The 26,427-nt window shown below is 66.4% G+C and carries 25 protein-coding genes (1 of these 25 running past the window's edge); 10 read left to right on the top strand and 15 right to left on the bottom strand.

Annotated elements, in window-relative coordinates; all coding sequences use genetic code 11:
* Positions 1-30 precede the first annotated feature (30 nt).
* From ACFQB0_RS13965 to ACFQB0_RS13955, 3 genes are read right to left on the bottom strand one after another with little or no spacing between them, the layout of a single operon-like run.
* Positions 31-831, bottom strand: a complete 801-nt coding sequence (locus ACFQB0_RS13965; RefSeq protein ID WP_449280269.1) for an amino acid ABC transporter ATP-binding protein — start codon at positions 829-831, stop codon at positions 31-33.
* Positions 831-1,823 carry an amino acid ABC transporter permease gene (locus tag ACFQB0_RS13960; RefSeq protein WP_386732787.1) on the bottom strand — a complete coding sequence of 331 codons (993 nt, stop codon included), beginning with the start codon at positions 1,821-1,823 and terminating at the stop codon, positions 831-833. The genes ACFQB0_RS13965 and ACFQB0_RS13960 overlap by 1 nt, the downstream gene beginning before the upstream one ends.
* Before the next feature lie 32 nt (positions 1,824-1,855).
* Positions 1,856-2,755 (bottom strand): ABC transporter substrate-binding protein, encoded by a 900-nt coding sequence (locus tag ACFQB0_RS13955; RefSeq protein WP_386732785.1) that lies wholly within the window; start codon positions 2,753-2,755, stop codon positions 1,856-1,858.
* A 637-nt stretch (positions 2,756-3,392) separates the two neighbouring features.
* Here ACFQB0_RS13955 and ACFQB0_RS13950 point away from each other — a divergent pair.
* A complete protein-coding gene (locus ACFQB0_RS13950; protein WP_386732783.1) occupies positions 3,393-4,601 on the top strand; it encodes an MFS transporter in 1,209 nt (402 codons plus the stop codon).
* Here the strand turns inward: ACFQB0_RS13950 and ACFQB0_RS13945 are convergent.
* The gene (locus tag ACFQB0_RS13945; protein WP_386732781.1) at positions 4,598-4,813 is read right to left on the bottom strand and encodes an alpha/beta fold hydrolase; all 216 of its coding nucleotides are present in this window, start codon (positions 4,811-4,813) and stop codon (positions 4,598-4,600) included. The genes ACFQB0_RS13950 and ACFQB0_RS13945 overlap by 4 nt on opposite strands.
* Before the next feature lie 125 nt (positions 4,814-4,938).
* Here ACFQB0_RS13945 and ACFQB0_RS13940 point away from each other — a divergent pair, with 125 nt between their 5' ends.
* The 6 genes from ACFQB0_RS13940 to ACFQB0_RS13915 all read left to right on the top strand — a co-directional run bounded on the left by ACFQB0_RS13940 (position 4,939) and on the right by ACFQB0_RS13915 (position 9,291).
* The gene (locus ACFQB0_RS13940) at positions 4,939-5,844 is read left to right on the top strand and encodes a DUF4349 domain-containing protein (RefSeq protein ID WP_386732779.1); all 906 of its coding nucleotides are present in this window, start codon (positions 4,939-4,941) and stop codon (positions 5,842-5,844) included.
* A 34-nt stretch (positions 5,845-5,878) separates the two neighbouring features.
* Positions 5,879-7,063 carry an acyl-CoA dehydrogenase family protein gene (locus ACFQB0_RS13935; protein WP_386732777.1) on the top strand — a complete coding sequence of 395 codons (1,185 nt, stop codon included), beginning with the start codon at positions 5,879-5,881 and terminating at the stop codon, positions 7,061-7,063.
* Between the two features lie 22 nt (positions 7,064-7,085).
* Positions 7,086-7,271: a hypothetical protein gene (locus ACFQB0_RS13930; RefSeq protein ID WP_386732833.1), complete on the top strand. Its 186-nt coding sequence runs from the start codon at positions 7,086-7,088 to the stop codon at positions 7,269-7,271.
* A gap of 394 nt (positions 7,272-7,665) precedes the next feature.
* A complete protein-coding gene (locus ACFQB0_RS13925; RefSeq protein ID WP_386732776.1) occupies positions 7,666-7,932 on the top strand; it encodes a GlsB/YeaQ/YmgE family stress response membrane protein in 267 nt (88 codons plus the stop codon).
* Positions 7,932-8,309 (top strand): VOC family protein, encoded by a 378-nt coding sequence (locus tag ACFQB0_RS13920; protein ID WP_386732774.1) that lies wholly within the window; start codon positions 7,932-7,934, stop codon positions 8,307-8,309. Before ACFQB0_RS13925 ends, ACFQB0_RS13920 begins: the two co-directional genes overlap by 1 nt.
* Before the next feature lie 115 nt (positions 8,310-8,424).
* Positions 8,425-9,291, top strand: coding sequence for a metal-dependent hydrolase (locus ACFQB0_RS13915; protein ID WP_386732773.1), 867 nt, complete (start codon positions 8,425-8,427; stop codon positions 9,289-9,291).
* Positions 9,292-9,341: 50 nt separating this feature from the next.
* Here the strand turns inward: ACFQB0_RS13915 and ACFQB0_RS13910 are convergent, their stop codons facing one another.
* The 4 genes from ACFQB0_RS13910 to ACFQB0_RS13895 form a co-directional block, all read right to left on the bottom strand.
* Positions 9,342-9,539, bottom strand: a complete 198-nt coding sequence (locus ACFQB0_RS13910) for a hypothetical protein (RefSeq protein WP_386732772.1) — start codon at positions 9,537-9,539, stop codon at positions 9,342-9,344.
* Positions 9,536-9,892: a hypothetical protein gene (locus ACFQB0_RS13905; protein WP_386732770.1), complete on the bottom strand. Its 357-nt coding sequence runs from the start codon at positions 9,890-9,892 to the stop codon at positions 9,536-9,538. The genes ACFQB0_RS13910 and ACFQB0_RS13905 overlap by 4 nt, the downstream gene beginning before the upstream one ends.
* Before the next feature lie 94 nt (positions 9,893-9,986).
* Positions 9,987-10,376: a YchJ family protein gene (locus ACFQB0_RS13900; protein ID WP_386732769.1), complete on the bottom strand. Its 390-nt coding sequence runs from the start codon at positions 10,374-10,376 to the stop codon at positions 9,987-9,989.
* Positions 10,373-10,849, bottom strand: a complete 477-nt coding sequence (locus tag ACFQB0_RS13895; RefSeq protein ID WP_386732768.1) for a ClbS/DfsB family four-helix bundle protein — start codon at positions 10,847-10,849, stop codon at positions 10,373-10,375. Before ACFQB0_RS13895 ends, ACFQB0_RS13900 begins: the two co-directional genes overlap by 4 nt.
* Positions 10,850-11,012: 163 nt before the next feature.
* On the opposite strand from ACFQB0_RS13895, the gene ACFQB0_RS13890 reads away from it, so the two are divergent.
* Positions 11,013-11,447 carry an SRPBCC family protein gene (locus tag ACFQB0_RS13890; RefSeq protein ID WP_386732766.1) on the top strand — a complete coding sequence of 145 codons (435 nt, stop codon included), beginning with the start codon at positions 11,013-11,015 and terminating at the stop codon, positions 11,445-11,447.
* Positions 11,448-11,453: 6 nt separating this feature from the next.
* Here the strand turns inward: ACFQB0_RS13890 and ACFQB0_RS13885 are convergent, their stop codons facing one another.
* The 5 genes from ACFQB0_RS13885 to ACFQB0_RS13865 all read right to left on the bottom strand — a co-directional run bounded on the left by ACFQB0_RS13885 (position 11,454) and on the right by ACFQB0_RS13865 (position 16,299).
* Entirely contained in the window at positions 11,454-12,230 is a 777-nt protein-coding gene (locus ACFQB0_RS13885; RefSeq protein WP_386732764.1) for a class I SAM-dependent methyltransferase, read from the bottom strand.
* Positions 12,227-13,057: an ABC transporter ATP-binding protein gene (locus ACFQB0_RS13880; protein WP_386732763.1), complete on the bottom strand. Its 831-nt coding sequence runs from the start codon at positions 13,055-13,057 to the stop codon at positions 12,227-12,229. The genes ACFQB0_RS13885 and ACFQB0_RS13880 overlap by 4 nt, the downstream gene beginning before the upstream one ends.
* Entirely contained in the window at positions 13,054-14,040 is a 987-nt protein-coding gene (locus tag ACFQB0_RS13875) for an ABC transporter substrate-binding protein (protein WP_386732761.1), read from the bottom strand. Before ACFQB0_RS13875 ends, ACFQB0_RS13880 begins: the two co-directional genes overlap by 4 nt.
* A complete protein-coding gene (locus ACFQB0_RS13870) occupies positions 14,037-15,170 on the bottom strand; it encodes a FecCD family ABC transporter permease (RefSeq protein WP_386732760.1) in 1,134 nt (377 codons plus the stop codon). The genes ACFQB0_RS13875 and ACFQB0_RS13870 overlap by 4 nt, the downstream gene beginning before the upstream one ends.
* Before the next feature lie 706 nt (positions 15,171-15,876).
* Positions 15,877-16,299 carry a VOC family protein gene (locus ACFQB0_RS13865; protein WP_386732759.1) on the bottom strand — a complete coding sequence of 141 codons (423 nt, stop codon included), beginning with the start codon at positions 16,297-16,299 and terminating at the stop codon, positions 15,877-15,879.
* A 193-nt stretch (positions 16,300-16,492) separates the two neighbouring features.
* On the opposite strand from ACFQB0_RS13865, the gene ACFQB0_RS13860 reads away from it, so the two are divergent.
* Positions 16,493-17,353, top strand: a complete 861-nt coding sequence (locus ACFQB0_RS13860; RefSeq protein WP_386732758.1) for an Fpg/Nei family DNA glycosylase — start codon at positions 16,493-16,495, stop codon at positions 17,351-17,353.
* A gap of 197 nt (positions 17,354-17,550) precedes the next feature.
* On the opposite strand, the gene ACFQB0_RS13855 is transcribed toward ACFQB0_RS13860, so the two are convergent.
* Positions 17,551-18,231 carry a MerR family transcriptional regulator gene (locus ACFQB0_RS13855; protein ID WP_386732757.1) on the bottom strand — a complete coding sequence of 227 codons (681 nt, stop codon included), beginning with the start codon at positions 18,229-18,231 and terminating at the stop codon, positions 17,551-17,553.
* 335 nt (positions 18,232-18,566) lie between these two features.
* On the opposite strand from ACFQB0_RS13855, the gene ACFQB0_RS13850 reads away from it, so the two are divergent.
* Entirely contained in the window at positions 18,567-20,291 is a 1,725-nt protein-coding gene (locus tag ACFQB0_RS13850; protein ID WP_386732755.1) for an Ig-like domain-containing protein, read from the top strand.
* A gap of 82 nt (positions 20,292-20,373) precedes the next feature.
* Here the strand turns inward: ACFQB0_RS13850 and ACFQB0_RS13845 are convergent, their stop codons facing one another.
* Positions 20,374-26,427 carry the end of a hypothetical protein gene (locus ACFQB0_RS13845; protein ID WP_386732753.1) on the bottom strand. The gene runs 26,184 nt beyond the window's last position, so only the last 6,054 of its 32,238 coding nucleotides appear in the window; the start codon falls outside the window, past its right edge; it ends in the stop codon at positions 20,374-20,376.

The following is a 26,427-nucleotide window of genomic DNA, read 5'->3' as shown; positions in this document are numbered from 1 at the left end:
TCGTCGGAAACGGCGACTCTCGACCGGAGGTCAGAGAACCTTGGAGAGAAACGCCTTCGTGCGGTTGTGCTGCGGGTTCGTAAGGACCTCGCGGGGATTGCCGCTCTCGACGACGACGCCGCCATCCATGAACACGAGCGTGTCGGCGACCTCGCGCGCGAAGCCCATCTCGTGCGTGACGACGATCATGGTCATGCCCGACTTGGCGAGCTCCTTCATCACGTCGAGAACCTCTCCGACGAGTTCCGGGTCGAGAGCCGAGGTCGGCTCGTCGAAGAGCATGAGCTTCGGATCCATCGCCAGAGCCCGCGCGATCGCAACCCGCTGCTGCTGGCCGCCCGAAAGGTGCGCAGGGTAGTAGTCCGCCCGTTCGGCGAGTCCCACCCGGGCCAAGAGCTCACGAGCACGCTTCTCGACATCGGACCGGCGTTGACCCTTCACGCGGATGGGCGCTTCCATCACGTTCTCGAGCGCCGTCATGTGCGGGAACAGGTTGAAGCGCTGGAACACCATGCCGATGTCGCGTCTCTGCTTCGAGGCCTCCTTCGGGTGCAGTTCGTAGAGCCTGCCGTTGGCCTCGCGATAGCCGACGAGCTCGCCGTCGACGCTCAACCGGCCGGCGGAGAGCGCCTCGAGGTGATTGATGCACCGCAGGAATGTCGACTTTCCCGAACCGGAGGGGCCGACAAGGCACATCACCTCACCGCGCTTGACCTCGAGCGAGATCGACTTGAGCACCTCGTTCGAGCCGAAGCTCTTCGAGACACAGTCGGCGTAGACCATAGGGGAGGAAACCGCGGACGCCGCGGCCGCGGCCGTCGTGTCGGTCATCAGCTTCCTCCGACTTCGTGGGATGGGGCGATGATGACGGTGGACTGCCCGGCACCGACGACGGGGACCGTGCCCGTCGGCGGCAGGCCGACACCCTTGTCGGGCCTGCGCTCGCCGACTCCGCGGGCGAAACGCTTCTCGAGAAAGTACTGGCCGACCATCAGGATCGACGTGAAGAACAGATACCAGAGCGACGCCACGATGAGCAGCGGGATCGGGTTGAACGTCTCGGCAGAGATGTCGCGGGCACGGTTGTACAGATCGAAGCTGAACGGCACGGCCGTCACGAGCGAGGTGGTCTTCAGCATAGAGATCACCTCGTTGCCGGTCGGAGGGATGATGATGCGCATCGACTGGGGGATCACGACCCGGCGCATGGTCTGGGACCAGCTCATTCCGAGAGCCGTCGCAGCCTCCTCCTGGCCACGGTCGACCGAGAGCAGACCTGCGCGCACGATCTCCGCCATGTAGGCGGCCTCATTGAGCGCCAAGCCGATGACCGCGATCCAGAACGGGCTCAGCGCCGAGTTCGTCGGAACGGAGATCCACGGCTCGGTGAAGGGGATGCCGACGTCGATGGTCTGGTAGATGATCGCGATCAAACCCCAGAACACGAGCTGCACATAGACCGGCGTCCCTCGGAAGACCCAGAGGTAGAACCAGGCGATGCTCTTCACGACAGGATTCGGCGACAGTCTCATGACGGCGACCACGATGCCGAGCACGATGGCGACGACCATCGAGAACACAGTGAGCTCGAGCGTCACGAACGCCGCCTGCGAGATGCGCTGATCGAAGAGGAACTTGCCGACCGACGGCCAGTCGAACGCCGGGCGCCGCGCCGCATCGATGATCACCACGGATAAGAGAAGAAGGAGGAGCACGGCGAAGACGCTCCGCCACGGGTGCTTGAGTCTGATCGCCTTGATCGGCGCCGGCTGACTGGGCTCGCTCGGGCCATCGACGCCGTCCGGCGGCAGGGTCGCCCCCACCGCCGGACGATTCCGTTCAGAATCGGACACGGCTAGCCGTTCGCAGCCGCATTGATCGTGATCTGTGAGATGCCGCCGTCGGCGACACCCCAGGCGTCGAGGATGGCCATGTAGCTGCCGTCGTCCACCATAGACTGCAAGGCCGCCTGAACGGCCTCGGCCAGGCCTGAGCCCTTGGCGACGACGATGCCGTACGGGGCGACGTCGAAGGTCTTTCCGGCCAGCTGGAGCTTGCCGCCTGTCTGGGCGATCGCATACAGGGTGACGGGAGAGTCGGCGCTCATGGCGTCGACCTGGCCGAGCGCGACGGCATTGGTCGCGGAGTCCTGGGCGTCGAACTGCACCTTCTCGATCGGGGCCTTGCCTGCGGCGACGCACGCGTCGCTCTTGGCTGGGACCTCGTCGGTGTCTTCAAAGGTGGTCGACTGCACGGCGACCTTGAGCCCGCAGGCGTTGTCGGGGTCGACGTTCTTGCCAGCGGCCGATGCCCATTGGATGCCCGCGGTGTAGTAGTTGACGAAGTCGACCTGCTTCTCGCGCTCGATCGTGTCGGTGAAAGAGGACTCGCCGATGTCGGACTTGCCTCCCGTGACACTCGGGATGATGTTGTCGAACTTGGAGATCTGGTACTCGGGAGTCAGTCCGAGCTTGGCGGCGATACCGGCGGCGATCTCGATGCCCCAGCCGATCGGGTTGCCGTCCTGGTCCTTGTATTCGTTCGGGGGGTAAGTCGGGTCGGTGCTGACGACGAGCTTGCCTGCGGCCGCGATGTCCTTGGGAAGGAGTGCGGCAGCAGCGTCATCCTTGGCGATGGTCGGGGCGGATGTCGCACCCGTCGAACCGCCCGTCGGAGGGGTCGCGTTGTCGACACATCCGGAGAGCAAGAGTACTGTCGCGGCCGCGAGGGCCGGAACGGCATAGCGAATGCGCATTTTCCATCCTTTACTATCTGGTGCGGTCACTTCGTCGCCGAAGGCGCATAGCCACAGTGGGCGCCACTGAGCCTAATACAGACTAACCCGGGCGAATCCGTGCGTCGATAACGTTTTGGAAGCGCATTCTCATGCACGCACCTCGGCAAGAAGTAGCGATTTATTGCATCTACGTTCTTCTTCACGCTCGTTTACGGCGCATCGCCGCAGGAGCACCGCAGTGACACCGGAGCCGCAGTAGACGCCGACCGGGCCTCTCCGTCACTCCCAGAGCGGAAACGCGCCTGGAGCCGCGTCGCTGGGTGAAGCGACCGGTCATGTCGAGATTCCCCGTGGCAGGAGCGCTCACCGCCCCAGGGATATGGCCGACCCGGGGATCGATCGGCTCGATATCACCGCTGTATTGCTCGACCGCCAGGGCGTCGAGCAGCATCCCCTGCCGCGGAAGCTCCACGGTTGCGTCGATTCCACAGCGCATCGAGCACGCGGGGCGGCGCGGCCGAGGCGTAGAGCGTAGCGAGCTCGTCGGCGCCGACGAGCGGACGAGACATTCGGATGTCTCCGATCTAGAAGTGGCGCGATTCGCCTCGCCAGCCCGTGAATGCGAACCGCCCAAGATCGATAGAGTTGGTTGATTGTGAGCAGCTACTCGGACATCCTCAAGACGCCCGGCGTCGGCCGCATCATCGCCGCACAACTGACCGCACGATTCCCGTTCGGAATGCTCTCCCTCGCCTTTCTGCTGCACATCGAACGACAGACCGGCTCCTACGGCGCCGCAGGTCTCGTGCTCGCGGCCACGAGCATCGGGCAAGCCATCGCCGGTCCGCTCACGAGCCGGTTCATGGGCGTCTGGGGGATGCGTCGCGTCATCGTGCTCACCCTCGTCCTCTGCGCCGGGGCCGTCACGGCGATCGGCGTCATCCCGATGACCGTCCCGGCCTATATGGTCGTCGGATTCGTCGCCGGTCTCAGCATGCCGCCGATCCAGCCGGCGGTCCGCACCATCTACCCGAAGATGGTCAACTCCCGTCAGCTCACTCCGCTCTTCTCACTCGATGCCACCGCCCAGGAGATGATCTGGGTCATCGGTCCCGTGGTCACAACCTTCGTCTCGACCCAGATCGGCACGGTCTGGGGCATCCTGCTCGCCGTCGCCTTCCTCGTCGGCGGCGGCGTCTGGTTCGTCGGTTCTCCCGAGCTCGGACGCGTGCGTATCCCCCGCAGCAAGCAGAAGCTCGGTGCGGTGCTGAAGAAGCCACCGGTGCTGCTCGCGACCGTGGTCGGCTTCCTTCTGGTCGGCGCGTGCGCCGCGGTCGAGGCCGGAGTCGTCGCGGTTTTCGGGCACGGCGGCGGCGAGGCGGGCTTCGTGCTCGCCATCTTCTCCATCGGCAGCATCGCCGGTGGTCTGACGTTCGGGCATCTGCCGATCGGCCCCTGGGCACTGGCACGGCGCATGCTCATCGTCTTCGTCGGAACCGCAGCGGCTGCCGGCGCGATGAGCTTCTGGTGGCTCTCAGTCACACTCTTCATCGCGGGAATCGGAATCGCCCCGGCCCTGGCGGTGTTGTTCGCGATCGTCTCGGCGAGCGTCAAGTTCAGCGACACCGCGGAGGCCTACGGCTGGGTCGGCACCGGCCAGCTCATCGGCGCTGCCCTCGGTTCTGCCGCTGCCGGCTTCCTCATCGACGGCAACGGCGCGGGCGGTGCCTTCTGGGTGGCCGGTGTCCTCGCCTTCGCCGGATTCATCGTGCCGGCTCTCGGACGACATTGGCACCCCGATCTGCGCGGTCGCGACGCGAGCCCGATCCCCGACACGGAGGCTGTTGCCGTGCAGCCGAGTTAGGGTCGAGCCCGGCCACTGGACGCATGTCGCTCCCACCGCATGCAGCGGTGACGTCGTTCGAGCATCGGAACGAGATGTTGGAACGTCACGGAGGTCGAGGCGATCCCGTGCACCATCACCACGACGGGGCCGTCGCAGACATCCGAGGCCACATGCAGGATGGGCGCCTTGCGGCGCCGGAAACGCCCGAGGAGCTCACCCAGCCAAGCCATGCCCTCATCATGACAACCGCTCCGCCTGGACCTCCCGCCGGATGCGAGGGGCCGAGATCGGATCGTGACCGGACTCGCAGAGCGCATCCAGACATACCCTCGCTGCCCGCCCATAAGGTTGTGGCATGAAACGAGCGCTCCCGGTCACCGCAGTCATTCTCTCGGCCCTCCTCCTGGCCGGATGCTCGAGCACCATGGGCGGTCAAAGCTCCAGTCGCGGCGCGATCGAGCCGGCGCCGGCCGACGGCACCCCCGGGTCCTTCGCCGAAGGGACCACGACCGACATCAAGCTCGAGAACCGCGACATCGTCACGAGCGGTTCGGTCTCGATCACCGCCGACAGTCCCATCGACGCAGCAGACGCGGCGAGCGGACTCGTCGACGGCACCGGCGGCCGCATCGACAGCCGTACAGAGCAACCGGCGACCGAGACGCAGAGCGCGAGCGCGAGCCTCGTCATCCGCATGCCGGCCGGCAAGCTCGACACGGTGCTCGCCGACCTCAAGAGACTCGGCACCGTCAACTACGTGTCGATCAGCGCGACGGATGTCACCCAGCAGACCCAGGACCTCGACGCCCGCATCACGGCTCTCGAAACGTCCGTCGGCCGTCTGCTCGCCCTCATGAGCCAGGCGACGAACACGACCGACCTCATCGCGATCGAATCGGCCCTCTCGCAGCGTCAATCCGAGCTCGACTCGCTCACGACGCAGCGCGACTATCTCAACGACCAGATCGACTTCTCCACACTGAACGTCGACTTCATCTCGGTGGGCACTATCGCACCGGGCGCTCCGGACAGCTTCTGGGGCGGGCTCGTCGCCGGCTGGAACTCGGTGATCGCCTTCCTCGGCGGCTCCCTCATCGTCATCGGCGTGCTGCTCCCCTGGCTCGCGCTGCTCGCGGTCGTCGGCGGCATCGTGCTGCTCATCGTGCTCCTCTCGCTGCGTGGCGACCGTGCGCGTCGCCAGGACCACTCCGGCGTCTCACCGCAGGCCCCGAGCGCTCCGCCCGAGAACCGACACCAGTAACCGCGGATCGGATGCCACGGCGTAGGCTGACGGGGTGAACCTCGCTGCGACGGAAAGCTCCGCGGAACGGACTATTCTCAGCGACGAGCTCCTGGAGCGCATCCACGCCAGGGCCGTCGGTTACGACCGCGACAACGCCTTCTTCTTTGAGGACCTCGACGAACTCGGTGCCTCCGGCTACCTGCGCGCGCTCGTCCCGGTCGAGTTCGGCGGCCAAGGGCTGAGCCTGCGCGCCGTGGCCCGGGAGCAGGTGCGCCTGGCGGCGGCCGCACCGGCGACCTCCCTCGCGGTAAACATGCACCTCGTCTGGACGGGTGTCGCGAAGACCCTCCACGACCGTGGCGACGACTCACTCGACTTCCTGCTCGCGGAGGCCGGGCGCGGCGAGATCTTCGGTTTCGGCATCAGCGAGGCCGGCAACGACCTTATGCTCTTCGGGTCTCGCACGGCGGCGCACCCACAGCCAGACGGCGGCTACCGTTTCGTGGGCACCAAGGTCTTCACCTCGCTCTCACCGGCGTGGACGCGCCTCGGCACGATGGGTCTCGACACCGAGTCGGACGACGCCCCCAAGATCGTCTACGGCTTCATCGACAGAGAAGACCCCGGCATCCGAACGAAGGACGACTGGGACACCCTCGGGATGCGTGCCAGTCAGAGTCAGAGCACCGTGCTCGACGGCGCATTCGCCCCCGCCGACCGCGTTGTGCGCCGTCTCGACCCCGGACCCAACACCGATCCGCTCATCTTCGCGATCTTCGCCAACTTCGAGATCCTGCTCGCGGCCGTGTACACGGGAATCGGCAGGCGCGCACTCGAACTCGCCGTCGAGGCCGCCCACCGCCGCACCTCGATGAAGAACGACGGTCGGCCGCTCGCCCAAGACCCCGACATCCGTTGGCGCGTCGCCGATGCCGCCATCGCGCAAGACGGGATCTATCCCCAGCTGGATGCGATCGCACACGATGTCGACACGATCACCGACCACGGATCCCGCTGGTTCTCGCTGCTCGTCGGTGTCAAGGTCCGCGCGACCGAGAGCGCCCGCCACGTCGTCGACCAGGCGCTTCGGGTCTCCGGCGGTGGCTCCTACTTCGCCGGCGACGAGCTCGGCCGGCTCTACCGTGACGTCGTGGCCGGGATCTTCCACCCTTCAGATGCCGAGTCTGCGCACGGCACCGTGGCCACCGCCTGGCTCGGCCCGCTCGTAGAAGGGTAGCTTTAGATCGTGGGCGTTCGAATTGAAAAGGTCGATCTGCGGCATCGCGATCCCGGGGCGGCGGCGGGCGGGGCTTGCCCTCACCCCACGCGGCGAGTTCTCGATCGTCATCGCCGGCCCCTTCCTCGCGCGCATTCCCGACACCGCATGGTTCAGGCTCGCGACGCACAGGCAAACCGCTGCGGCCCTCACCGCTGAGCGGGGCTGAGGCGCGTCGAATCCCACGGAAGGCGAGTTCCCGGCTCCGAGCAGTCTCAAAGTTCGACATCAGCCCGCGCTCCGATAACCGGAGCGGAGGCCTTCGCACGCGCGAGAGGACCTTTTTCGCGATTGTGGCCTCCACTCCGGCCGATGGCCTCCCGAGCGGTGGGGACAAGGTGAGAGCAGGGACAGGGCAGGGCGAGAGCAGGGACAGGGCAAACGGTGGCGACAGGACGGCAGATGACAGCGGGGCGAGGGGACTACAGGGACGAGAATCGACATCCGTCGAGAGCAACGTCTCGTCACCGATAAAGGCAGACCCCTTGTCGATGCAGGCAAGCAATGCTTGGCTGGAGGTGGATCGGCCGAGACCCGGCCGGCCTCAATGAAGGGGGAACAGTGTGGGATTCTTCGCATTCATCATCCTCGGCCTCATCGCCGGGGCTATTGCCAAACTCATCCTGCCGGGCAAACAGGGTGGCGGATGGTTCGCGACCCTGATCCTCGGCGTCGTCGGCGCCCTGCTCGGCGGCTGGCTCGGTGGCCTGCTCTTCAACGCGAACCTCAACGAGTTCTGGTCGTGGTCGAGTTGGCTGCTCGCGATCGGCGGGTCCATCATCGTGTTGTTGATCTGGGGTCTCATCACCGGCCGTAAGAAGGCCGTCTGATGTTCACGCCCTCGGCGGTATTCAGCGGATTCTCGGTGCGCGACGTCGACGAAGCCAGGCGTTTCTACGGTGAGACTCTCGGCGTGGCGACCACCGAGGACATGAGCGGCGCGTTCAGGATCGAGCTCGGCAACGGCGCGTCCGTCTTCGCCTACGGCAAGGAGAACCACGAGCCGGCGAGCTACACGATGCTCAACATCGTCGTCGACGACATCGACCAAGCGGTGGCCGAGCTCGAGACCCGCGGCGTGAGCTTTCTCTACTACGACGGTCTCGACCAGGACGAGCACGGTATCTCCATCGGATGGCCCGGCCCCAGGATCGCCTGGTTCGCCGACCCGTCCGGCAACATCATCTCGGTGTTGCAACCAGAGTGACCGAGGAGACGAGAAAGGGAACGGCCCGGTCGAATCGACCGGGCCGCTCCCGTTCCCGAAGCGGGTCACGACGCCCGCCCCATACAGCAGAGCCTCATGCAACAGAATTGACGATATGACCCTTCCCGACTCCGACACGATCGCCGACTATCCGAGCGGTGCGCTGAGCAACGCGGCCATCGTCCTCCACGTCGAGACACGAGGCGACCACGACATCGTCCTGCTGGACTCCACGAGCTGCCACCCGGTCGACGTTAGCTGGCCTGACCAAGGCGCCGACCGCGCTGCGCTGCGGATCGACGGTGCCGACCGCCCCCTCGTCGACTGCATCGTGGCGGCGACGGATGGCTCCACGCTTCTCCTCGGCGCCGACATCCCGGTACGGAAGGGCACGGAGGGCTGGATCTTCGTCGTCGCCCATGTCGTCGCCGCTGGCTCCGGGCTCGCCGAGGGTGACACCGTCGAGGTGATCGTCGACGGAGCCTACCGCCGCGCACTCTCGACCGGTCACAGCGCATGCCACGTGGCGTCCCTCGCGCTCAACCGCGCCCTCGCGCACCGATGGGGCAAGGAGACCCGCCCGGACGGCCTGGGCCAGCCCGACTTCGACGGTTCGGCCATCGAGTCGTCGACGATCCACGAGCACGGTTCGATCGACGTGTACCGGCTCAACAAGTCCTTGCGGCGCAAGGGTTTCGACATGGACGGGCTCGCTGAGAGCCTGCCCATGGTGGCGGAGTCCGTGAACGCGACCCTCGCCGAGTGGATCGCCAGCTCAGCGATGGTGCGGGTCGACCGAGACGGACCGCGACTCACCGATCGCCGTCACTGGGTTTGCGAACTGCCCGAGGCATCCGTCAGCATCCCGTGTGGCGGCACTCACGTCTCATCGCTCGACGAGCTCGGCACGGTCAGGGTCGAGTTGACGATCGGAGACGACGAGGGCACCTCGATTCTCACGATGGAGACCTCGGCGGAGTAAGTCGGCAACACGCCCCCCTCTGGTCGAGACGGCCATCCGGCCGTTCCCCGCTATTCGCTCACGACAAAGGCGACGCAATAGCGACCGAGCTCGATCACCGTGGCGTCGTAGGAGTCGCCGTCGAAGGCGGCGTCCTGCGTCACGGTCACGGTAAAGAATCCGGGGCGTCCGTCGGTCTCCGACAGGAACACCTTGTCAGCCGTGCTGACGCCGCCGCCCGAGACGTCGAAGAACGGTGCGCCGGTCATCGGCGCGACGCTACCGTCATCCTGGATGACGGCCAGGTTGTAGGCGTACGTCGGGGAGCGCGTCTCGTCGGGGAGCGCGTCTCGTCGTGCAGCTCGTAGGTGAAGCTCATGGCGGTGCCGCCGCCGAACTCGACGCCGTCCTCCGGGTGCACGCTCAGCGCGGGATCGCTGAACAGCTCGTAGCCTTCCGCGGTCGCCGCGTCGCAGGATGCAGCACCGCCGCCGCCGGCCGCTGACGGCTGGTCGACGGCGCCATCCGTCGGAGTCGCATTCTGAGAGCACCCCACGAGCAGGGCGACGGAGGCCGCGAACAACGCAAGTGTGCGGGCGGCGAAGATGGCTTCGACAGTCATGCTCCCATCGTGCTGCCGCGCATTGCCCTCGCACACGGGGGCAATGGCTTATTCTCCACGGTTTCTCCACGGTCGCGACCCACATCCGTTCGCGCTATCCGGTCGGGAGCGCGTCCAGATACACCCAGCGACCACCCTCCCGCACGAAGCGACTCGTCTCATGCTGCATCCCGCGGTCATCGGGGGACCGATGGTAGGCATCGAACTCGACCGTGCCCTCGACGTCGAGCATGCCGCCACGATCGGTGCGCACGATGTCGAGACGGTACCAGCGCAGGCCCGGATCGAGATTCAGTGCGGACGGCCTTGTGCTCGAGTGCCAGCTGTGTAGCAGATAGTCCTCGTCTCCGACGGCGAATGCCGAGAACCGTGAGCGCATGAGCGCCTCGGCTGTCGCGGCATCCGCCTCGCCCCTGTGGAGCCGGCCGCAGCAGGCATCGTAGCTCTCGCCGCTCAGGCAGGGGCAGCGCGCGGTTCCCTTCACCCCGTCGTTCCCTCGGCCGCGGCACGCAGCACCCGCCGGACCATCCGCCCGAGCGAGGCATACTGGGTGATGGTGTTCGTCGACACCCATCGGGAGACGCACCAAGCCCGGGTCCAGGAGAAACGGCCGGTGCTCAAGAGATCCTCGTCGCTCAGATCACTCACGGCGAGCTCGATCGAGGCGAGAGCGGCGCCGAGACGATGACGCAACTGGGCCGGTGTTGCGTCTGCCTCGGCAGCGACGATGTCGGCATTGAGCCTCGGAGTCTCGCCCCAGGTGTAGCCCAGCGCCGGGGTGCGCGGTGTCTCGCCCCTGACGCCGGCAATGACCCAAGCGGCGACCATCTCGGTCCACCGCGCACGTATCGCGAGCACGTCCTTGACCGTCCAGGCGTCGACGGCGATCGCGCCGAAGAGCCCTCGCTCCTCGACACGGCACAGCGCGGTCTCGAGCCGCGCACGCTCGGATCTCATGCCGGCCAACAGTTCGTCCCTGGGCAGTACTCGCACCCCTCCAGCATGGCAGTTCGGGTCCAGCATGGCAGTTCGGATCGACGCGACGATTTCGGCGCACTCCCGAGGCAGATCCGTCGTAGGCCGCTATGCTGATCTCCTCACACTCCGAAAGGGTCTTGCAGTGCCTCATGCCAGCCGTACGATCGTGATCGATCGCCCCGTAAGCGATGTTTTCGCGTTCTTTGCCGACGCCGAGAACGATCCACGGTGGCGTCGCGGCGTGCTCGAGATCGAGCGGAACGGCCCGCTCGGAGTCGGCGCGAGCTATCGGCAACGCGTTTCCGGTCCGGGAGGCCGCGCAATCGTCGCGGACTTCGAGGTGACCGCGTATGAGCCGGAGACCCGCGTGGCGATCCTCACGACGGCCGGTCCCGTCCGGCCGACGGCGGTTTACGAGTTCCGCGCGACCGAGGTCGGAACCGAGGTCGTCTTCACGCTCGACGCGCAGCTGTCCGGTGTCAAGAAGCTCGTCATGTCAGGCATGGTGCAGAAGACGATGGACGCGGAACTCGCCGCCCTCGACGGAGCCAAGCGCATCCTCGAGTCCGAGGCCTGAGCCGGATCAGCGCACGGCGTACACGACATAGTCGTCGAGGTACTGCCACACCGTGCCGACCTCGGCGAAATCGGCACTGCGAAGCACGGCACGGTGGAACTCGAGGGTGACCTTGGGTGGAGCCTCGAGCTTTCCCCGCCACCGTTCGGCTCGTTCGGAGACCGCCAGCGCGTATGCGGGCTGAGCTTCGGCGCTTTGCCACCACTCGTCCCAACTGTCCGATCCGCCCCCGAGAGCTTCCGCCTGGGTCGCGTCGTCGTCGTCCGCCGCGACCTGACGCAGCACCGGCTGAGACGTCTCGTCGTAGCAGAGATGATCGCCGTTCAGGAACACCCCGCCTGTTCGGATGAGTCCCGCAAGTTCGAAGTACACGCGGGTGAGCACCTCGGGCTGCAACCAGTGCAGCGCTGTCGAGCTGACAACGGCGTCAAACGGTCCGCCGACCGTCCCGACCCAGCTCGGGTCGTTCAGGTCGGCGTCGACGACGGTGACCCTGCCCGTGCTGCCGAGCACGTCGCGCGCGATCGCCAGCAGAACCGGGTCTTTGTCGGCGCAGACGACCTCGGCCCCTGGAAATCTCTCGATCACGGCCGCGGCGAGCGAACCGGGTCCGCTCGCGAGGTCCAGCACACGCGGGCGGCCGTTACCGATGCGCTCAAGCACCCGCAGCATGGTGTCGAAGCGCAGTGCGCGATGCCTGATGTATGCCGCCTGCTGCGCGTCCCAGCGCTGCAACAGTTCGTGCGGGGTCTGGGCCGCCGTCAGTGAAGTGCCAATGGTCATGGATGTTCTCCTATCTCGTTTTCTGAATGTTGGCTGAGGAGCGACGATTCGTCGACCGGCCGTGTCGATGCGGTGTCTGAGAAGATAAGGTGCATCGAGCCGTTCGCGAGGGGAATCCTGCTGACAGGAACGCGATAGACGGCTTCGATGTTCTCGGGGTGCAGAACGTCGCCGGGCTCTCCGCTGGCGACGACCCTGCCCTCGTCCAGGAGCAGGAGCCGATCGCAGTAACGGGCCGCCAGGTTGAGGTCGTGCAAAACGATGACGGTCGTGGCGGACAGCGTGCGCACGAGTGCGAGGATCTCATGCTGGTAGCGGATGTCGAGGTGGTTCGTCGGTTCGTCGAGGAGGACGTGATCCGCCTCTTGGGCGATGGCCCTTGCGATCAGCGCGCGCTGGGTCTCTCCCCCGGACAACTCCGACAGCGGTCTCTCGGCGAGCCCGGCCAACCCGACCCGGTTCAGGGCGATCGCGACGGCGGCGTAGTCACCCCGCGCGGGCAGGGCGAGAGCGGGGCGGAGCGGGAGCCTGCCGAGCATCACCGTGTCAGCGACGTTGAGGGCGATATCCCCCGGCGGATCCTGTGCGACGACGGCGATCCGACGGGCGATCTGCCTGCGCCCGAGCCGACCGAGCTCCTGACCGTCGAGTCGGACGGTCCCCGCATCGGGAACGAGTGCACCGAACAGCATGCGCAGCAACGTCGTCTTTCCGCTCCCGTTCGGGCCGATGATCCCGACGACCGTGCCGGGCGCCGCGACGAGGTCGACGCGGTCGAGCACGACGCGGCCACGGCGGGCGAAGACGACGCCGCTGGCCTGGATCACGGCAGCTCTGCGAGCTTCGCCGCCAGCTGGCGCGCGCCCTCCACGGACAATGGAGTCGGCGGATCGGTGAATGAGAACTGCAGAGCGACCACCCGGTGGTTGCGAACCGCGCTCAATCCCTCGACACCGGCCACCGAGGTGAAGTTGCGCACCGTGGCGTCCGTGGTGCCGGACGAGTACAGCAGAACGATGGTCTGCGGGTCTTTCTGGAGCAGATCCTCGATGTTGACGTCGAACACGCGGTCGGGTGCGTCGGCGTAGACATTGGTCAATCCCGCCGCCTCGAAGACCGGCGTGACCATGCTCGGGCCGCCGTACGGCGAGAGGGTTCCACCGCCCTCCGGAACGTAGAGGGCGGCTGCGGTTCCGTTGTCGGCCGCGCCCAGTCCGTCGACCGCGACCTTCAGCTCGTCGACGCGCGTCTGAGCGGTCTCCGGCACACCGAGCATGGCGCCGAAGGCGAGCAATTGATCGTAGACCCGTTCGAAGGTGGCCGGCCCCGTCACCCCTGCAGTGGGATCGGAGCAGTACGCGGGCGGGGAGTAGACCGGGATCCCGGCTGCGAGCAGCGACTCGCGATTGACCGCATTCTCCGGAGCGAGCACGAGGTCGGGCTCGTATTCCAGAATGGTCTCCTGCGAGACCACCGCGCCGCCGGTGGCGTTCTTGTCGACGGCCACCAGCTCGGCCGCTGCCAGCTTCTGATAGGTCTTATCGGAGTAGATGCCGTCGAGGGGCTCTACGGTGCGTGCGACGACGCGATCGAGAGCGTCGAGAGCGTCGAGCAGGGCGACGTCGTCGTTGTTGACGAGGAAGATGCGCTTCGGCGCGGCGTCCACTGTGACCGAGGCGCCACAGTTCTGTACGGTCGCGGGGAAGGTCCCGGCGACGGCGCCCGGCTCGTTCGGCTGCCCGGCCGAGCATCCGCTCAGCGCGAGAACACCTCCAGCCAGGAGAGCGAGTGCGGCGAGGGGTCTGATCATCTGTGGTTCCTTGTCATTTTCGGGGGGATGGCGAGGCCGCGAGCAACGCGACTCCTCGCCGAGGTCTGGCTCCGGCCGCGACGTAGCAGGACGAGCAGGAGGGGGGCGCCGACGACACCGGTGACGACGCCGATCGGCATCTCCTGCGGCATGAAGGCCATGCGTGCCAGTACATCGGCGGCGAGAAGGAAGATCGCGCCGAGGAAGGCGCAGGCGGGGAGGAGGGTGCGATGCCGCGCTCCGACGAGGCCGCGCGCCAGGTGAGGCACGACGAGCCCGACGAAGCCGATGCTGCCCGCCCCGGCCACGATCACCCCGACGGCGAGCGAGATGACGACCATGAGGAGCATGCGAGCGCGATCCGGCCGGATGCCGAGGGCGAGCGACGCCTCGTCACCCGAGGCGAGAGCGTCCAGCTGACCGCCGATCAGGGTCAGGGCGAGCACGACGAATGCCGCGACAGCGAGCGCGAGGTGCACAGTCGGCCAATGGCTGTTGGCGAGGGAGCCCAGAAGCCAGAACATCACGGAACGGCTCGCCTCGGGGGAATCTGAGGCGAAGACGAGAAAACTCGTCACGGCGCTGAGCACGTAGCCGACCGCCATTCCCGCCATGATGAGCCTGACCGGCCCCGAGCCGCCCGAGACACCGCCGATGAGCAGCACGAGCATGGTTGCGGCGAGAGCACCGAGAAAGGCCGAGCCGGAAAGGAGCAGCGCTCCGCCGCCGCTGCCGGCGAGCACGATGATGGCGACTGCGGCTCCGGTGGACGCGCCGGAGCTGACACCAAGGATGTATGGATCTGCGAGGACGTTGCGCACCATCGCCTGGAGCGCGGCGCCTGCAACGGCCAGTGTCGCACCGGCGGCGACACCCATCAGCACACGTGGCATACGCGTGACCCAGACGATCGTGTCGGCCGTCGTCGTCCAGCCCGGTTCGGCAGGCAAGCCGATCGTGTGATGGCCGATGATGCCCAGCACCGAAAGCGGGTCGATGAACGCCGGTCCGATACCTGCGGAGATGGCGATGGCGAGCAACATGGCGAATCCGAGGACGACGACGACCCTGCCGGAACGGCGATGGGAGGAGCGCAATGACTCCGAGGTGAGGGTGCCGTCACCGGTCATGAAAAGCTCCGGCTGTGTCGCGAATCGGCCCTGCTTTGGCCTGTTCCGGCCCAGCGGTCGCGTCGTCGGCACACGAGGCGAGCGCGACGGTGCCGAGATTTCGGGCACGCTCCATGGGACTTCGCTCCAATGTTTGGTCTGCCGCAGCGTCCCTGCGGCCGGATATCGCACCCAGGCAAAACCGAATGACTTTGGTTAGGCTAACCTAATATTACACGCCCGTCGACCCGCCAGGCACCCATGGCCTTCCACCCCCGCCTGGCACTCCAACGCGCTCTTTTTCGGCGACGCGAATCGCGCGCCGCCGCGAAGCCACCCGGACCGCCAGGGATTCCACTCGGGAGCGAGGCCCCACGCCCCTCGCCTCGAAGGCCACATCGACGTCCCCTTTCCGGGAACGGCGCCAAGCCGGCCGGGGTCGCAGGAGGGGCGCGAAGACTCCGACGCGAGAGCGGAGACACCGATCATGAGCTACTCCAGGACCAACCACGCGGCGAACCTTCGTAACGATTCACCCGCGGAGCTTAATGATAAAGATTCTCATTAAGATATCATACTCCGTCCTCGTGACGGGACGCATCCCGCCTAGCCTGAGGACGTGGTCGACATGGCGTGCCCACGCCGCGTCGGCCGTAGCCACCGGCCGCACCGATGCGAAAGGCCGGCGTCTCGGGACGCCGGCCTTGACCTCAGAAGAGCGCCGTGCTTACGACTGCTCCCCCGCGATATTGACCATCCAGGTGACGCCGAACTTGTCGACGACCATGCCGAAACTGTCGCCCCACGGCGCGGGCTCGAGCGGTGCGGCGACCTCTCCACCGTCGATGAGCTTGCCCCAGTAGCCGCGCAGCTCGGCGTCGTCCGCGTTCTCTCCGCTGAGCGAGACCGAATAGTTGCTGCCCGGCGTGTAGTCCATGCTGTTCGGGGTGTCAGACGCCATGAGCGTCAGGCCGTTGTCGGTGACCAGCATGGAGTGCATGATCTTGTCCTGCTCAGCCGGATCCTCACTGCCGTGAAGCTCGGCGAAGGTGTTGCGCGTCAGCTCGCCTCCGAAGACCGAGTGATAGAAGTCCATCGCCTCCTTCGCGTTGTCGCGAAAACCGAGGTAGGGGTTCAGACGTGTTGCCATCGTTGTTCTCCTCTGTTCTTTGGAATCCCTGATCCGATTATCGAACAGGCACGAGAAAAGCGCGAGGGTTTGAGGACGCTCTCGATGAACTTCCGGTTGCCGCAGGGCGAAGGGCGGGAGGCGGCAATGACGGTCCGTTCGACGATCAACCGGGTATCTGGACGGACGTCACAGCGAAGCGGAGACTGGATTCGTGCCTGAGCTGCCAGAAGTACACGCCCTCGTCATGGACCTCGCCGAGCGCCTCGCGGGCCGCCTGGTCGAGCGGTTCGATGTGCTGTCGTTCGCTGCGCTCAAGACCTTCGATCCTCCCGTCTCAGCGCTCGCCCATCATCTCGTCGGCCCTATCATGCGGCACGGGAAGTTCCTCGACCTCACGATCGGAGAGCTGCACCTGATCGTGCATCTGGCGAGAGCCGGCTGGATCCGATGGCGCGCGACCGCCCCCAAGACCTCAGCTCGTGCGGGCACGGGACCTCTCGCCGCACGACTCGTGCTCGACGACGGGTCCGGCCTCGACATCACCGAGGCCGGCACGAAGAAGAGCCTCGCGCTCTACATCGTCGCCGACCCGCTCCAGGTGCCGGGAATCGCCCGTCTGGGGCCAGACCCGCTCGACGACGACTTCACGGAACAGACCTTCGCAGGCATCCTCGGCAAGGCGGGACGCTCGCAGATCAAAGGGGTTCTGCGCAACCAGTCGATCATCGCGGGTATCGGCAATGCCTACTCGGACGAGATCCTGCACGCGGCCAGGATGTCGCCGTTCAAGCCCGCCTCGATGAGCGCGGAGGAGGTGTCCCGGCTCTTCGCAGCGATGCAGACCACACTGAGGGAAGCGATCGCGCGAGCGAATGGACTCGCGGCATCGGAACTCAAGCGGGAGAAGAGGTCGGGTCTGCAGGTGCACGGTCGCACCGGCGAGGCCTGTCCCGTCTGCGGCGACACCATACACCAGGTGATCTACTCCGATTCGACACTCCAGTATTGTCCGAGCTGCCAGACCGGGGGCAAGCCGCTCGCCGACAGGGTGCTATCACGGCTGCTGAAGTGAGTCGGCCAGGAACGGCCTCGCGTCTTCTCAGCCGCACGCCGAGCACCTCCGGTCTGAGCGACCGTCGCGACGAGCGTGACGCTCCCGACCGTGCACGGGCAGAACGCCCACACCCGCTGGAGTGCTCGGCCCACGTCTCGGCCTCCCGATCGCGCACGCGCGGAACGCACGGCGTGAGCCGACTCGACGCGAAGGACTCACTCCTTCTGCTGTGCGGCCTGCACGCCGATCAACCCTCGAGGCGCATCGAGGATCGCGAGCATGGCGTCCATCTGGGCGATCCTCCGCAAAGACAGGAGAACCGACTCAAACAACGTCGTTGCGGCTACCGCGAGCTCCAGTGCCTCCGTCGCCAATATCGTCGACATCTGGGTCACATCGGCTGCGGCGATCTGACGGGCGGCGGCGGCGTAGGCGCGCAGATGGTCGATGTCCAGCGGCATACCTGCATCGGCTGTCGCCCGGAGCGCCCGGGCGAACTGACGCACAAGAACCGGAACACCGATCCTGGTCTCGTCATGTCCGAGGCCTAGCTCCAAAAGCAGTTCGCGGGCTTCGGCGAGCTCAGCGGCGACCTCTGCGGCTTGGAGGTCCACATCGCGGTAAGGCGGGAGCGCCTCGTGCACGATGGCCATCCCCTGGATGAAGCCCGCTTCGGATGAATCGAGCACGCCGAGGATCGTCCGGGTCTTCTCGACGGAGAGCCCGATCGAGTGGGTGAGCACTCGGATGAGGGCGAGGCGGCGCACATGGGACTCGTCGTAGTCGGACGAGCGGGCGTTGACACGCACCCCAGGGCGAAGCATCGCCTCACGAATGTAGTACTTGATCGTCGGCGTGGAAACACCCGACCGTGCAGACAACTCCGCGATCCTCATGCGCACTCCATCCGCCGCGACGGTCAGCATATCAGTGCCCGAGTTGTCTTCGACGAAGAGGATAGTTATACTATCTTCTTTGTTGGAGAGTATGACTATCTTAGTTCGCCCGATGTTTCGTTCCCGACGAAGCGGATAGCTCTGCGTCACTGCGGAACCCCTCTACCGGGCATCCTCTCTCTCCTCGGCGGATCGACGAAATGTCTGTTGCCCCGCCGTGAACTCGGCCAGCTCGCTGGTCCACGGTGCGTCGAGGCGCTCCGGACTCTCGGGTCCGATGCGTTCCGCGCGCTTACCGAACCGAAACCTGACCTGAAACCTGAAAGAGAGCGTCAATGAGACTGTTGCGAACATCGATCACCGCGGTAGTGGGCGTCATAGCCGTCGGGCTGTTGACATTTGTGGGCACCAACGCTGCTATCGCCGCACAACCGACACAACACTCGGCCATCGTCGCCGACTCGATCGTCGTCACCAACCATGGCGACATCGGCAAACCGCTGATGGCCGGCGAGTGGGCTTCCGTCAAGGCCGACTGGGCCGTTCCCGACAGCGCGCGAGGTGGCGACACCTTCGCGATGACTCTTCCCCCGATCTTCAGCCCCACCTCCAACGCCGCCTTCGACGTGACCAGCACCGACGGCGCCATCATGGGCACGTGTCTCGTCTCCTACGTTCGGGGAGCGCCGACCCTGGGCTGCACACTCTCGCACTACATCGATAACAAGACCGGCGTCGGCGGCAAGCTCTGGGTGAACGTCAATGCGCGGCAAAGCGAGAGTTCCGTCGTCGTCTTCGTTGTCGACGGCAAGGTCACGAAGGTCCCCCTTCCCGGAGGCAAGCGGATTGCTCTCGCGCAGGGAGCACAGACACGACAGCTGCCGGACCGCATCATGAAGTACGGATGGCCGGTCACCGACATGGACGACCCGAGCCTTCTGGGCTGGGCTGTGCTCGTGCCGGGAGCCGCGGTCACAGGGGAGACCTTGACGTTCTCGGACCGCATCGATCTGTCGGGCGAGCACCACAAGATCGTCGACAGTGACGACGCTCGAATCCGGCTCACTCGGATGCCTGCGGCATACGAGGCGTTCGACGCCGGTCGATGGCAAGCCGTTCCGCCCGAAGAACTCGCCGTCACCGTCTCGGACGACGCCCTGAGCTTCTCGGCGACACTCCTCGCCCCCGTCGATCACGGCGCGCTCTACCGCCTCACCTACTTCACCAGGATCCGAGCCGACGCCATCCCGAACGACGAGTACAAGAACACGGTCGTCGTGCGCGACGAGGAGTATCCCGGCTCCGTCGTGATCGCCTCCTCGGGCGGAGGAACCGGCACCTGTGCGGGCCCGGGCCGGTTCGCTCTGCGAACGGAACTCGCAGGCCCGGCGGCGGACCTCGTTCCCGTCGACACTTCGTTCACCGTGACCTATCGCTATGAGGACACGACCGAGACGTTGAAGGTTCCGGCCAACGGCCGCTCGGTGAACTCCGCGCGTGTCCCGGCGGGAACCAAGATGACGATCGAGAAGGTCGACCTTCCCGCCCTCGACGGTGTCGCCTGGGCACCTCCGAGGTTCACCGGCGATGGCATCGTCGTTGACGATGGCACGATCACGGTCACTCCGGGCGACGGGCAGGTCATCGCGCTGACGCTCGTCAACCAGGCCGAGCCTTCCCGCAGAGCTCGGTCCGCGCAGGCCTCCGTCGACCAGAAGAAGCCGAAGGCGGCTCTCGAACGTTACGCCCCTCTCGCGGCGGGCAACGAGTCGCACGATCTCGAGGTGTCGAACTGGTCGGCTTCTTCAGAGAGTTTCACGACAACCGGGGAACGGGACTCGACTCTCGACTTCGCACCCACCCCTCCGGCTCTCTTGCCCACGAGCCCTGGATCGCCGCCGACATCCTCGACGACGCCCACAACCGGCCTCGCGGCAACCGGAGTGAACACGAATGTCCTCGCCGTCTCGGGTTTAGCGCTTATGCTGATCGTCGCGGGATCACTCGCATGCCACCGGCTGCCATCGGCGATGCGGTGGAGGAGACCGTCCAGGCAGTGACCGGAGACGATCCACTCCTGCACGTCGGAGCTCGGCGTGCTTCCGGGTGCGAGCAAACCTTGCCGTCGTGACACCACGGCGGCTACGCGACGGTGAAAGCGATCGACTGCAGCACACGGGGGCGGTTGATCTGCTTGGGGATCTCGAGCGTGGCGGCGCAGTCCCCGCCCGGCAGATGGATCACCTGCGTCGTGCCAGTGCCGTCGGCGCCGATCACGAGCAGGAGCGTGGTCGAGTAGACGACGACTCCATCGACGCGGCACACCACACGCACCTGATAGAAGTCGCGGTTGTTCGCGCCGGTGGCGGTGAAGCTGTAGGCGCCGCCTCCGAGATCGTTCATAGCGAACGGAGCGGCCGACGGCGCTGCGAGGGTCGAGGCGGTCGTGGCCGAGGGGTCCACGGTGCTCGTCGTCGCATCGGCAACGCTCATCGTCGAACCGACGGACGAAGACACTGCGGTGGTGGTGGGGGTGGTGGTGGGGGTGGCGGCGGCGGTGGTCGTGGTGGTGGTCGTGGCGGTGGCGGACGCGGTCGTGGTGGTGGTGGCGGACGCGGTGACCTTCGGCTTCGCGTCGTCGTTCGTGATGGTGACGATGCCGAACGCGTCCTTGAGGTTCACGCGGCCCGCCGGCAGGAGCCGCACCACGAACACCTCGTCGGTTTCGAAGACCGCGTCGCCAACGATCGTGAAGGAGATCGTCGCCGCGGTGGCTCCCGCCGCGAAGGTCACGGTACCGGAAGCCGCACCGAGGAAGTCCTGCCCGAGTGTCGCCGCCGTTCCGACCGCCGGCGCCATGAGCTGCCAGTCGATCGTGAGCGGTGTGGTCTGCGGTGCCGAGAGCGTCACCGTGAGAGTGACCACCTTCGAGGCGCCCGCGGCACCCTCGGCGGTCGCGACATCGGAGATGGCGATGGCAGGCAACGGCGGCGCGGCACCGACGAAGGCGGTATCGTCGGTGCGGAACCGGAACGAGTCGACGGACTGCGCGACGGTGCGGCCGAACATTCCCGTCCCTCCGTCGGCCAACGGCGAGTTGTAGACGTATGAGGTCAGCACCTGCCCATTCAGGGTGACCGTCACGACCGTCGCCTTCAGCACGAGGTTCAGCGTCTGATCGACCCCCGCCGTGATGGTCTTCGCGAGAGACCGATCGACGACCCAGCCGCTGCGCGCGGACACGTGGCCGATCACGACGCGCTGCGCCGCGACATCCAGGGCGACGAACTTGAAATCGCTCGCACCGTAGTAGTCGAAAACGAGACCAGAGTAGCCGTTCGCGGCTAAGACCGCTTCGAGTTCCACGTAGCTCAGCGGGTCGAGGCGCGCGACCCCGCCACCGGTCGCGGTGTAGGAGGCGAGGGCCGCCGCCAGGCCGGTCTCGCCGACCGTGCCGACGTATCTCCCCTGAGCGAGAGTCCACGAGCCCGCCATAGGAGTGAATGCCTCGGCCACGCCGTCGTCGAAGTATTCGGCGCGGTCGAGCGTGATCGCCGGAGAGATCACCGTGAGGGCGATGTTGTCGAACCATCCGCGTGCCTGTTGCGAGCCGAACCCGACCAGACCCTTGTTCAGCGCAACGGATTCGCCGTCGAGGATACGCGGCTGGTACTGGTAGCTGAACGCGTTCCCGCCGTCGATCGTCACGGTCACCACGAGCCCGTTAACCACCAGGTTCAGGTTGTAGTACTTGCCAGAGCGCACGCCGCCTGGCACCGTGTTCTGCGCGTCGTACCACCAGCCCGACGCGTTCCGGTGGCCGATCACCACCTTGTTGATCGACTCGTCGATCCCGGCGAACCTGAAGTCGGACGGACCGAAGTAGTCGAAGACGACGAACGCGTTCGCCTTCCAGCCTCCGATCGGCTTGTCCATCGAGATCTTCGCGGCGAGCTCGTAGTACACGCTCTGATATGCATCGGAGTACCAGACCGCGACCGCATCCTGACCAGAGTCCGTCGCGGTGACCTTCAGCACACCCGACTGCACGGTGAACACGCCGGAGTCGGTGGCGAAACCCTGCAGCGTGCCGTCGTTGAAGTCGGCGCCGCGGAGAGTATCGCGCCTGCCGCCCGGGATGTTGCCGGCCTGCGGATCGGTCGGACCACCCGTCTGCGTCTGCCACTGACCGTGATCGTGCTGGGTGATCAGGCCGAGCTCGCCGTCGGGCTCTCCATTGCGCGCGGCGTCGTTGCCGGTGTCTGTCGCCCTGGTGGGATCGGCGCCCTGACTGCGCGACAGCGCGTACAGGAACTCCGGCAGCCACGGGTTGACCTGACGGCTCACCGTCGCGATGCCGAACGGCGCGAACGGCACGAGGTAGGAGTTGAACTCGCCGACCCAGTCGATGAGCCGATCTCCGCCGGTGTTGCCGATCAGGATGTCGAGGCCGGCTCCACCGTAGACACGGTCCTGGTAGCTCGAGTTCACCCCATCGGGCACGTCGTTCAGACCACCGTTCGATGCGAGCAGGTCATCGGCGTTCGAGAGGTCGTTGCCCCAGCCCGCCCAGATCGTGTCCTTGCCGGTGCCGCCGACGGACCAGTCGTTGCCGAGGTCTCCGAAGAGAACGTCATCGCCGTCGGACGGCTGGTTCGTGATGGTCTGCGTGCAGTTGCCCTGGTTGTCGACCGCGACGCAGGCGACCACCCAGTTGCCCGAGGCCGCGTCGTTGTTCAGGAAGAACGACCGGTTCCATGGTGCCGCCCCGCCCTTCCACACGGTGCCGTCGCCGTTGAAGAGGATGACGCGGCGAGGATCGTACTCGTCGTAGAGCAGGAACTCGCCGAGACGGATCTCGTTGTGGTTGTTCGAGTGCCAGGCGTTCGTATCGGCGCCGAAGTGCAGAACATCGCCCGGGTTCCAGGGGTGAGCGAAGTCGATGTACTCGAGGCCGATCGGGTCGCCGACCGGCGAGAAGTGCTGCGCGTAGCCCACACCGAGGGCTTCGGCGCCCGAGATCGCGTCGTCGCCCGCGCCACCGTGGATCCAGTCGCCGCCCCAGCCGCCGAAGACGATGTCGTCGGAGTTGTTCGCGTCGAACGTCGGCTGGTTCGCCACGTGGTGCTGGCTCATGTTCTCGTTCGGGCCGAGGTTGTAGACCGTGAGATCCGCCGCCTTCACGAGCTGGCCGGCGACGTTGATCGTGGCCGTCTGCACATCTCCCGGGGTGGAGACGAACTCGTTCAACACGTCGCCGTTGCTGTCTTTCGTGCTCGGATCGACGGTGCGGAACTTGAGGATGCCGAAGAGCGGCTCGGCGAGCTCGGCGCAGACGGCCGAGGAGTTGACAGAACATCCGGTGTTCCGGCTCGTGAAGATGCGGCCGTCGTCGCCGAGGATGCCGTCGGAGCCTGTGCCGCCCGAGATCCAGTCGTTGCCCCAACCGCCGATGAGGTCGTCGTCCTGTGCGTCGCCGTAGATCGCGTCGTGGTCAGCGCCTGTGTAGACCGTGTCGTCGCCCGTCTCACCGTGCACCTCGTCGCGACCGCCGATCTGCAGGTACTTCCAGGTGCCGGTCGCGGTGTCGAGGATCGCGGAGCACGTCGGCTGCGTTGGCGAGCCGTTGCAGTCGGAACCGATCGGGAGGCCGAAGTTCTGCGGCAGGAAGTCGGGGCCGCCGACCGTGTAGTCGAGCAGGTGCACTCCGCGCACGACGAGCTTCTGCGTGCCGTAGCTGTCGTAGTTGAAGGTGACGTAGTTCGGCTGGCCCGACCGGGTCTGGCCTGCGCCCGACGGGTTCACGTCGACATGGTTCACGCCCACGATGCGGATGATGCGGCCGTTGTCGGCGACGATGGTGTCGGCATCGCGTGCGTGCATATTCGCTGGTGTCGTGCCGTCGGCGAGGATGCCGCCGTCGAGGCCCGGGACGCCTGCGATGCCAGAGGTCTGATTGTTGACGCCGATCCGGGTGCCCGCGCCGCCGAAGAGGAGGTCGGCGCCGCGATCGTCGCCCGGCGCGTACCATGCGGCCGGTACCGGAACCCCGTCGGGACGGAGGCCCGGAGTGATCAGGCTGAAGAAGTCACTCGAGCCGCCGACGATGTCGTCCTGGCCGAGATTGCCGAAGATCCGGTCGTTGCCCGCGTTGCCCTCGAGGTAGTCCTCGCCGTCGGTGGCCGCCTCGAACGACGGCACGACCACGAGCACGCCCGTGTAGTCGCAGACCATCGAACCCGGGGCGCCAACACAGCCGAGGGGCGTGCGCGAGGCGCCCACGTGCCAGGTGAGCCTCGGGTCATCCGTCATTCTCGCGAAGGCGTCGTCGATGCCGCCATCGCCCTGGATGGTGTCGTTGCCGAGCTGGCCGAGGACCACATCGTGCGCCTGGCCGCCGGCGAGGTAGTCGTTGCCGAAGCTGCCAGCGCCCACGGCGCCCTCATCGAAGGCGAAGGTGTGGAAGAGGTTCGTGACGTCGTACTCAGCCCACCACGGTGCGCCGTCAGGGTCGCGGTAGGCGCGAGGCGTTCCATCGACGAGGAGGAGGCCAGAGTCGTCTTCTCCCACCACGCCGCCGCAGGCGTTCGGGCGGTCCGTTCGGCTGTAGAGCAGTGTGCCGCAGAGGGTCTGAAAGTGCTGGCTCGTCCAGTCGCCGGGCGTGCGCACGAAGATCACGTTGTCGCCGAAGACGATGTCGTCGGCCTCGCCGCCGTCGACCATGTCATGGCCGGCACCGCCGACCAGCACATCACGACCCAGGCCGCCGAAGACGACATCGTCGGAGCCGCGCTGGGGGTTTCGGCTCTCGATGGAGCTGATCGTCGAGATCGCGGTGGTCTGGATCCGCTGCAGACGCAGCTCGGGGAGGTTCGGGTCGGCGGTGTTGTACGCTGCCGGGCCGTTCTGCACGATCTCGCCGTGGTCGCCGAAGACGATGTCGTCGTAGACCGACTCGGGTCCGCCCACGATCGTTCCTGCGCCATCGCCGGAGAGCAGGTCGCGACCGGCGACCAACAGATCGTCGCGCACCGGTGACGGATACGGCTCGATGGTCGTGCCGTTGTTCAGGAACCCGGCGCCCGTGACCGACGGCTTCGGCGAGCGGTCGGTGACCGGGATCTCGAGTGCCCTCGTGAAGAGATTGACGTTGAGCCCCGAGTCACCGTAGATGTGATCGACGCCGCGCAGTCCCCGGATCTCGTCGTCGCCCGAGCCACCCGCGAGGTGGTCGCCCGCCTGGCTGCCGATGATGAGGTCGTCTCCGAGACCGCCGTAGGCTGAGAATCCGACGGTCGGCAGGTTGTTCGCCGCGCGGTGGGCGAAGAGTCCGGACGCGTCGATGATGTCGTTGCCCGCGTAGTCGTAGGGATGCGTGAGTCCGAGCATCCACTCGTCGTCCTCGTTCTCGGCGTCGGGGATGCGCGTGAACGGGTCGAAGGGCTTCGGGCCGAACTCCATACCGAGCACGTCGTACGGATGCCCCGAGTACCAGACCCCGTCCTGGGAGGTATCGCCGTAGACGACGAGCGGCGAGCCCGGGCCGGCCGTCTGCTCGACATCGCAGGCGATGCCGTCGATCGGGTTCACAAGGTTGCAGACCGTGATGACGTCGCCACCGATGCGGAGGCCGCCATCACGCGTCGGGTCGTACCCGGTGACGGTGAACTGCGGCGCGCTCCAGACCGCTAACCCCGCGGTGTTCAGCGACACGGTGGGCTGGAATGCGACGTTCCAGAACATCATGGTCGAGGCGGTGAGCTCCTTGATCGTGTACGTGCTCGGCATGCCCGAAATACGCACCTGCATGCCGACCGTGAAGCCGTCGGCGATGAACGAGCCGCCGTCGGCGCGCACGAGGGAGTCTGTGCGCACCTGGATCGGCGCGGTGGCGGCGACCTCGACCGGCTTCGCCACGTACACCGTCGTTGCGACCGTGCCGAGCGGACCGGCGTAGATCGGGCCTGAGAGGTGCACGACCGCGCCGTCGCCGCAGTGCGGGAACGGATCGGCGTACGGGCACGGCGCGTTGCCGAAGCCGAGGATCATACGCGTGAAGCTCTCGCCCGCGAGCCGCACATGCTGCGGACCGTTGCCGTAGGGGTTGCCGGCGACGTAGCCGCTGCCCGCGAGGAACGGCGTCAGACCCCACGGCAGACCGTCGAGGCGAGTCAGCACGAGCGCCGTGCCGGCCGG

The organism is Luethyella okanaganae (genome assembly GCF_042660285.1).
Taxonomy (GTDB): domain Bacteria; phylum Actinomycetota; class Actinomycetes; order Actinomycetales; family Microbacteriaceae; genus Luethyella; species Luethyella okanaganae.
Note: the sequence above shows the minus strand (reverse complement) of the source record. Positions and strands in the feature narration are given on the sequence as shown.

Bases quoted from the DNA above. Each gene is read 5' to 3' on its own strand.
- ACFQB0_RS13905 (WP_386732770.1), bottom strand. From the start codon at position 9,892: ATGACTGTCGAAGCCATCTTCGCCGCCCGCACACTTGCGTTGTTCGCG.
- ACFQB0_RS13910 (WP_386732772.1), bottom strand. From the start codon at position 9,539: ATGACCGGCGCACCGTTCTTCGACGTCTCGGGCGGCGGCGTCAGCACG.
- ACFQB0_RS13885 (WP_386732764.1), bottom strand. From the start codon at position 12,230: ATGACCATTGGCACTTCACTGACGGCGGCCCAGACCCCGCACGAACTG.
- ACFQB0_RS13870 (WP_386732760.1), bottom strand. From the start codon at position 15,170: ATGACCGGTGACGGCACCCTCACCTCGGAGTCATTGCGCTCCTCCCAT.
- ACFQB0_RS13895 (WP_386732768.1), bottom strand. From the start codon at position 10,849: ATGAGATCCGAGCGTGCGCGGCTCGAGACCGCGCTGTGCCGTGTCGAG.
- ACFQB0_RS13850 (WP_386732755.1), top strand. From the start codon at position 18,567: ATGAGACTGTTGCGAACATCGATCACCGCGGTAGTGGGCGTCATAGCC.
- ACFQB0_RS13855 (WP_386732757.1), bottom strand. From the start codon at position 18,231: ATGAGGATCGCGGAGTTGTCTGCACGGTCGGGTGTTTCCACGCCGACG.
- ACFQB0_RS13955 (WP_386732785.1), bottom strand. From the start codon at position 2,755: ATGCGCATTCGCTATGCCGTTCCGGCCCTCGCGGCCGCGACAGTACTC.
- ACFQB0_RS13945 (WP_386732781.1), bottom strand. From the start codon at position 4,813: ATGGCTTGGCTGGGTGAGCTCCTCGGGCGTTTCCGGCGCCGCAAGGCG.
- ACFQB0_RS13940 (WP_386732779.1), top strand. From the start codon at position 4,939: ATGAAACGAGCGCTCCCGGTCACCGCAGTCATTCTCTCGGCCCTCCTC.
- ACFQB0_RS13875 (WP_386732761.1), bottom strand. From the start codon at position 14,040: ATGATCAGACCCCTCGCCGCACTCGCTCTCCTGGCTGGAGGTGTTCTC.
- ACFQB0_RS13965 (WP_449280269.1), bottom strand. From the start codon at position 831: ATGACCGACACGACGGCCGCGGCCGCGGCGTCCGCGGTTTCCTCCCCT.
- ACFQB0_RS13915 (WP_386732773.1), top strand. From the start codon at position 8,425: ATGACCCTTCCCGACTCCGACACGATCGCCGACTATCCGAGCGGTGCG.
- ACFQB0_RS13865 (WP_386732759.1), bottom strand. From the start codon at position 16,299: ATGGCAACACGTCTGAACCCCTACCTCGGTTTTCGCGACAACGCGAAG.
- ACFQB0_RS13920 (WP_386732774.1), top strand. From the start codon at position 7,932: ATGTTCACGCCCTCGGCGGTATTCAGCGGATTCTCGGTGCGCGACGTC.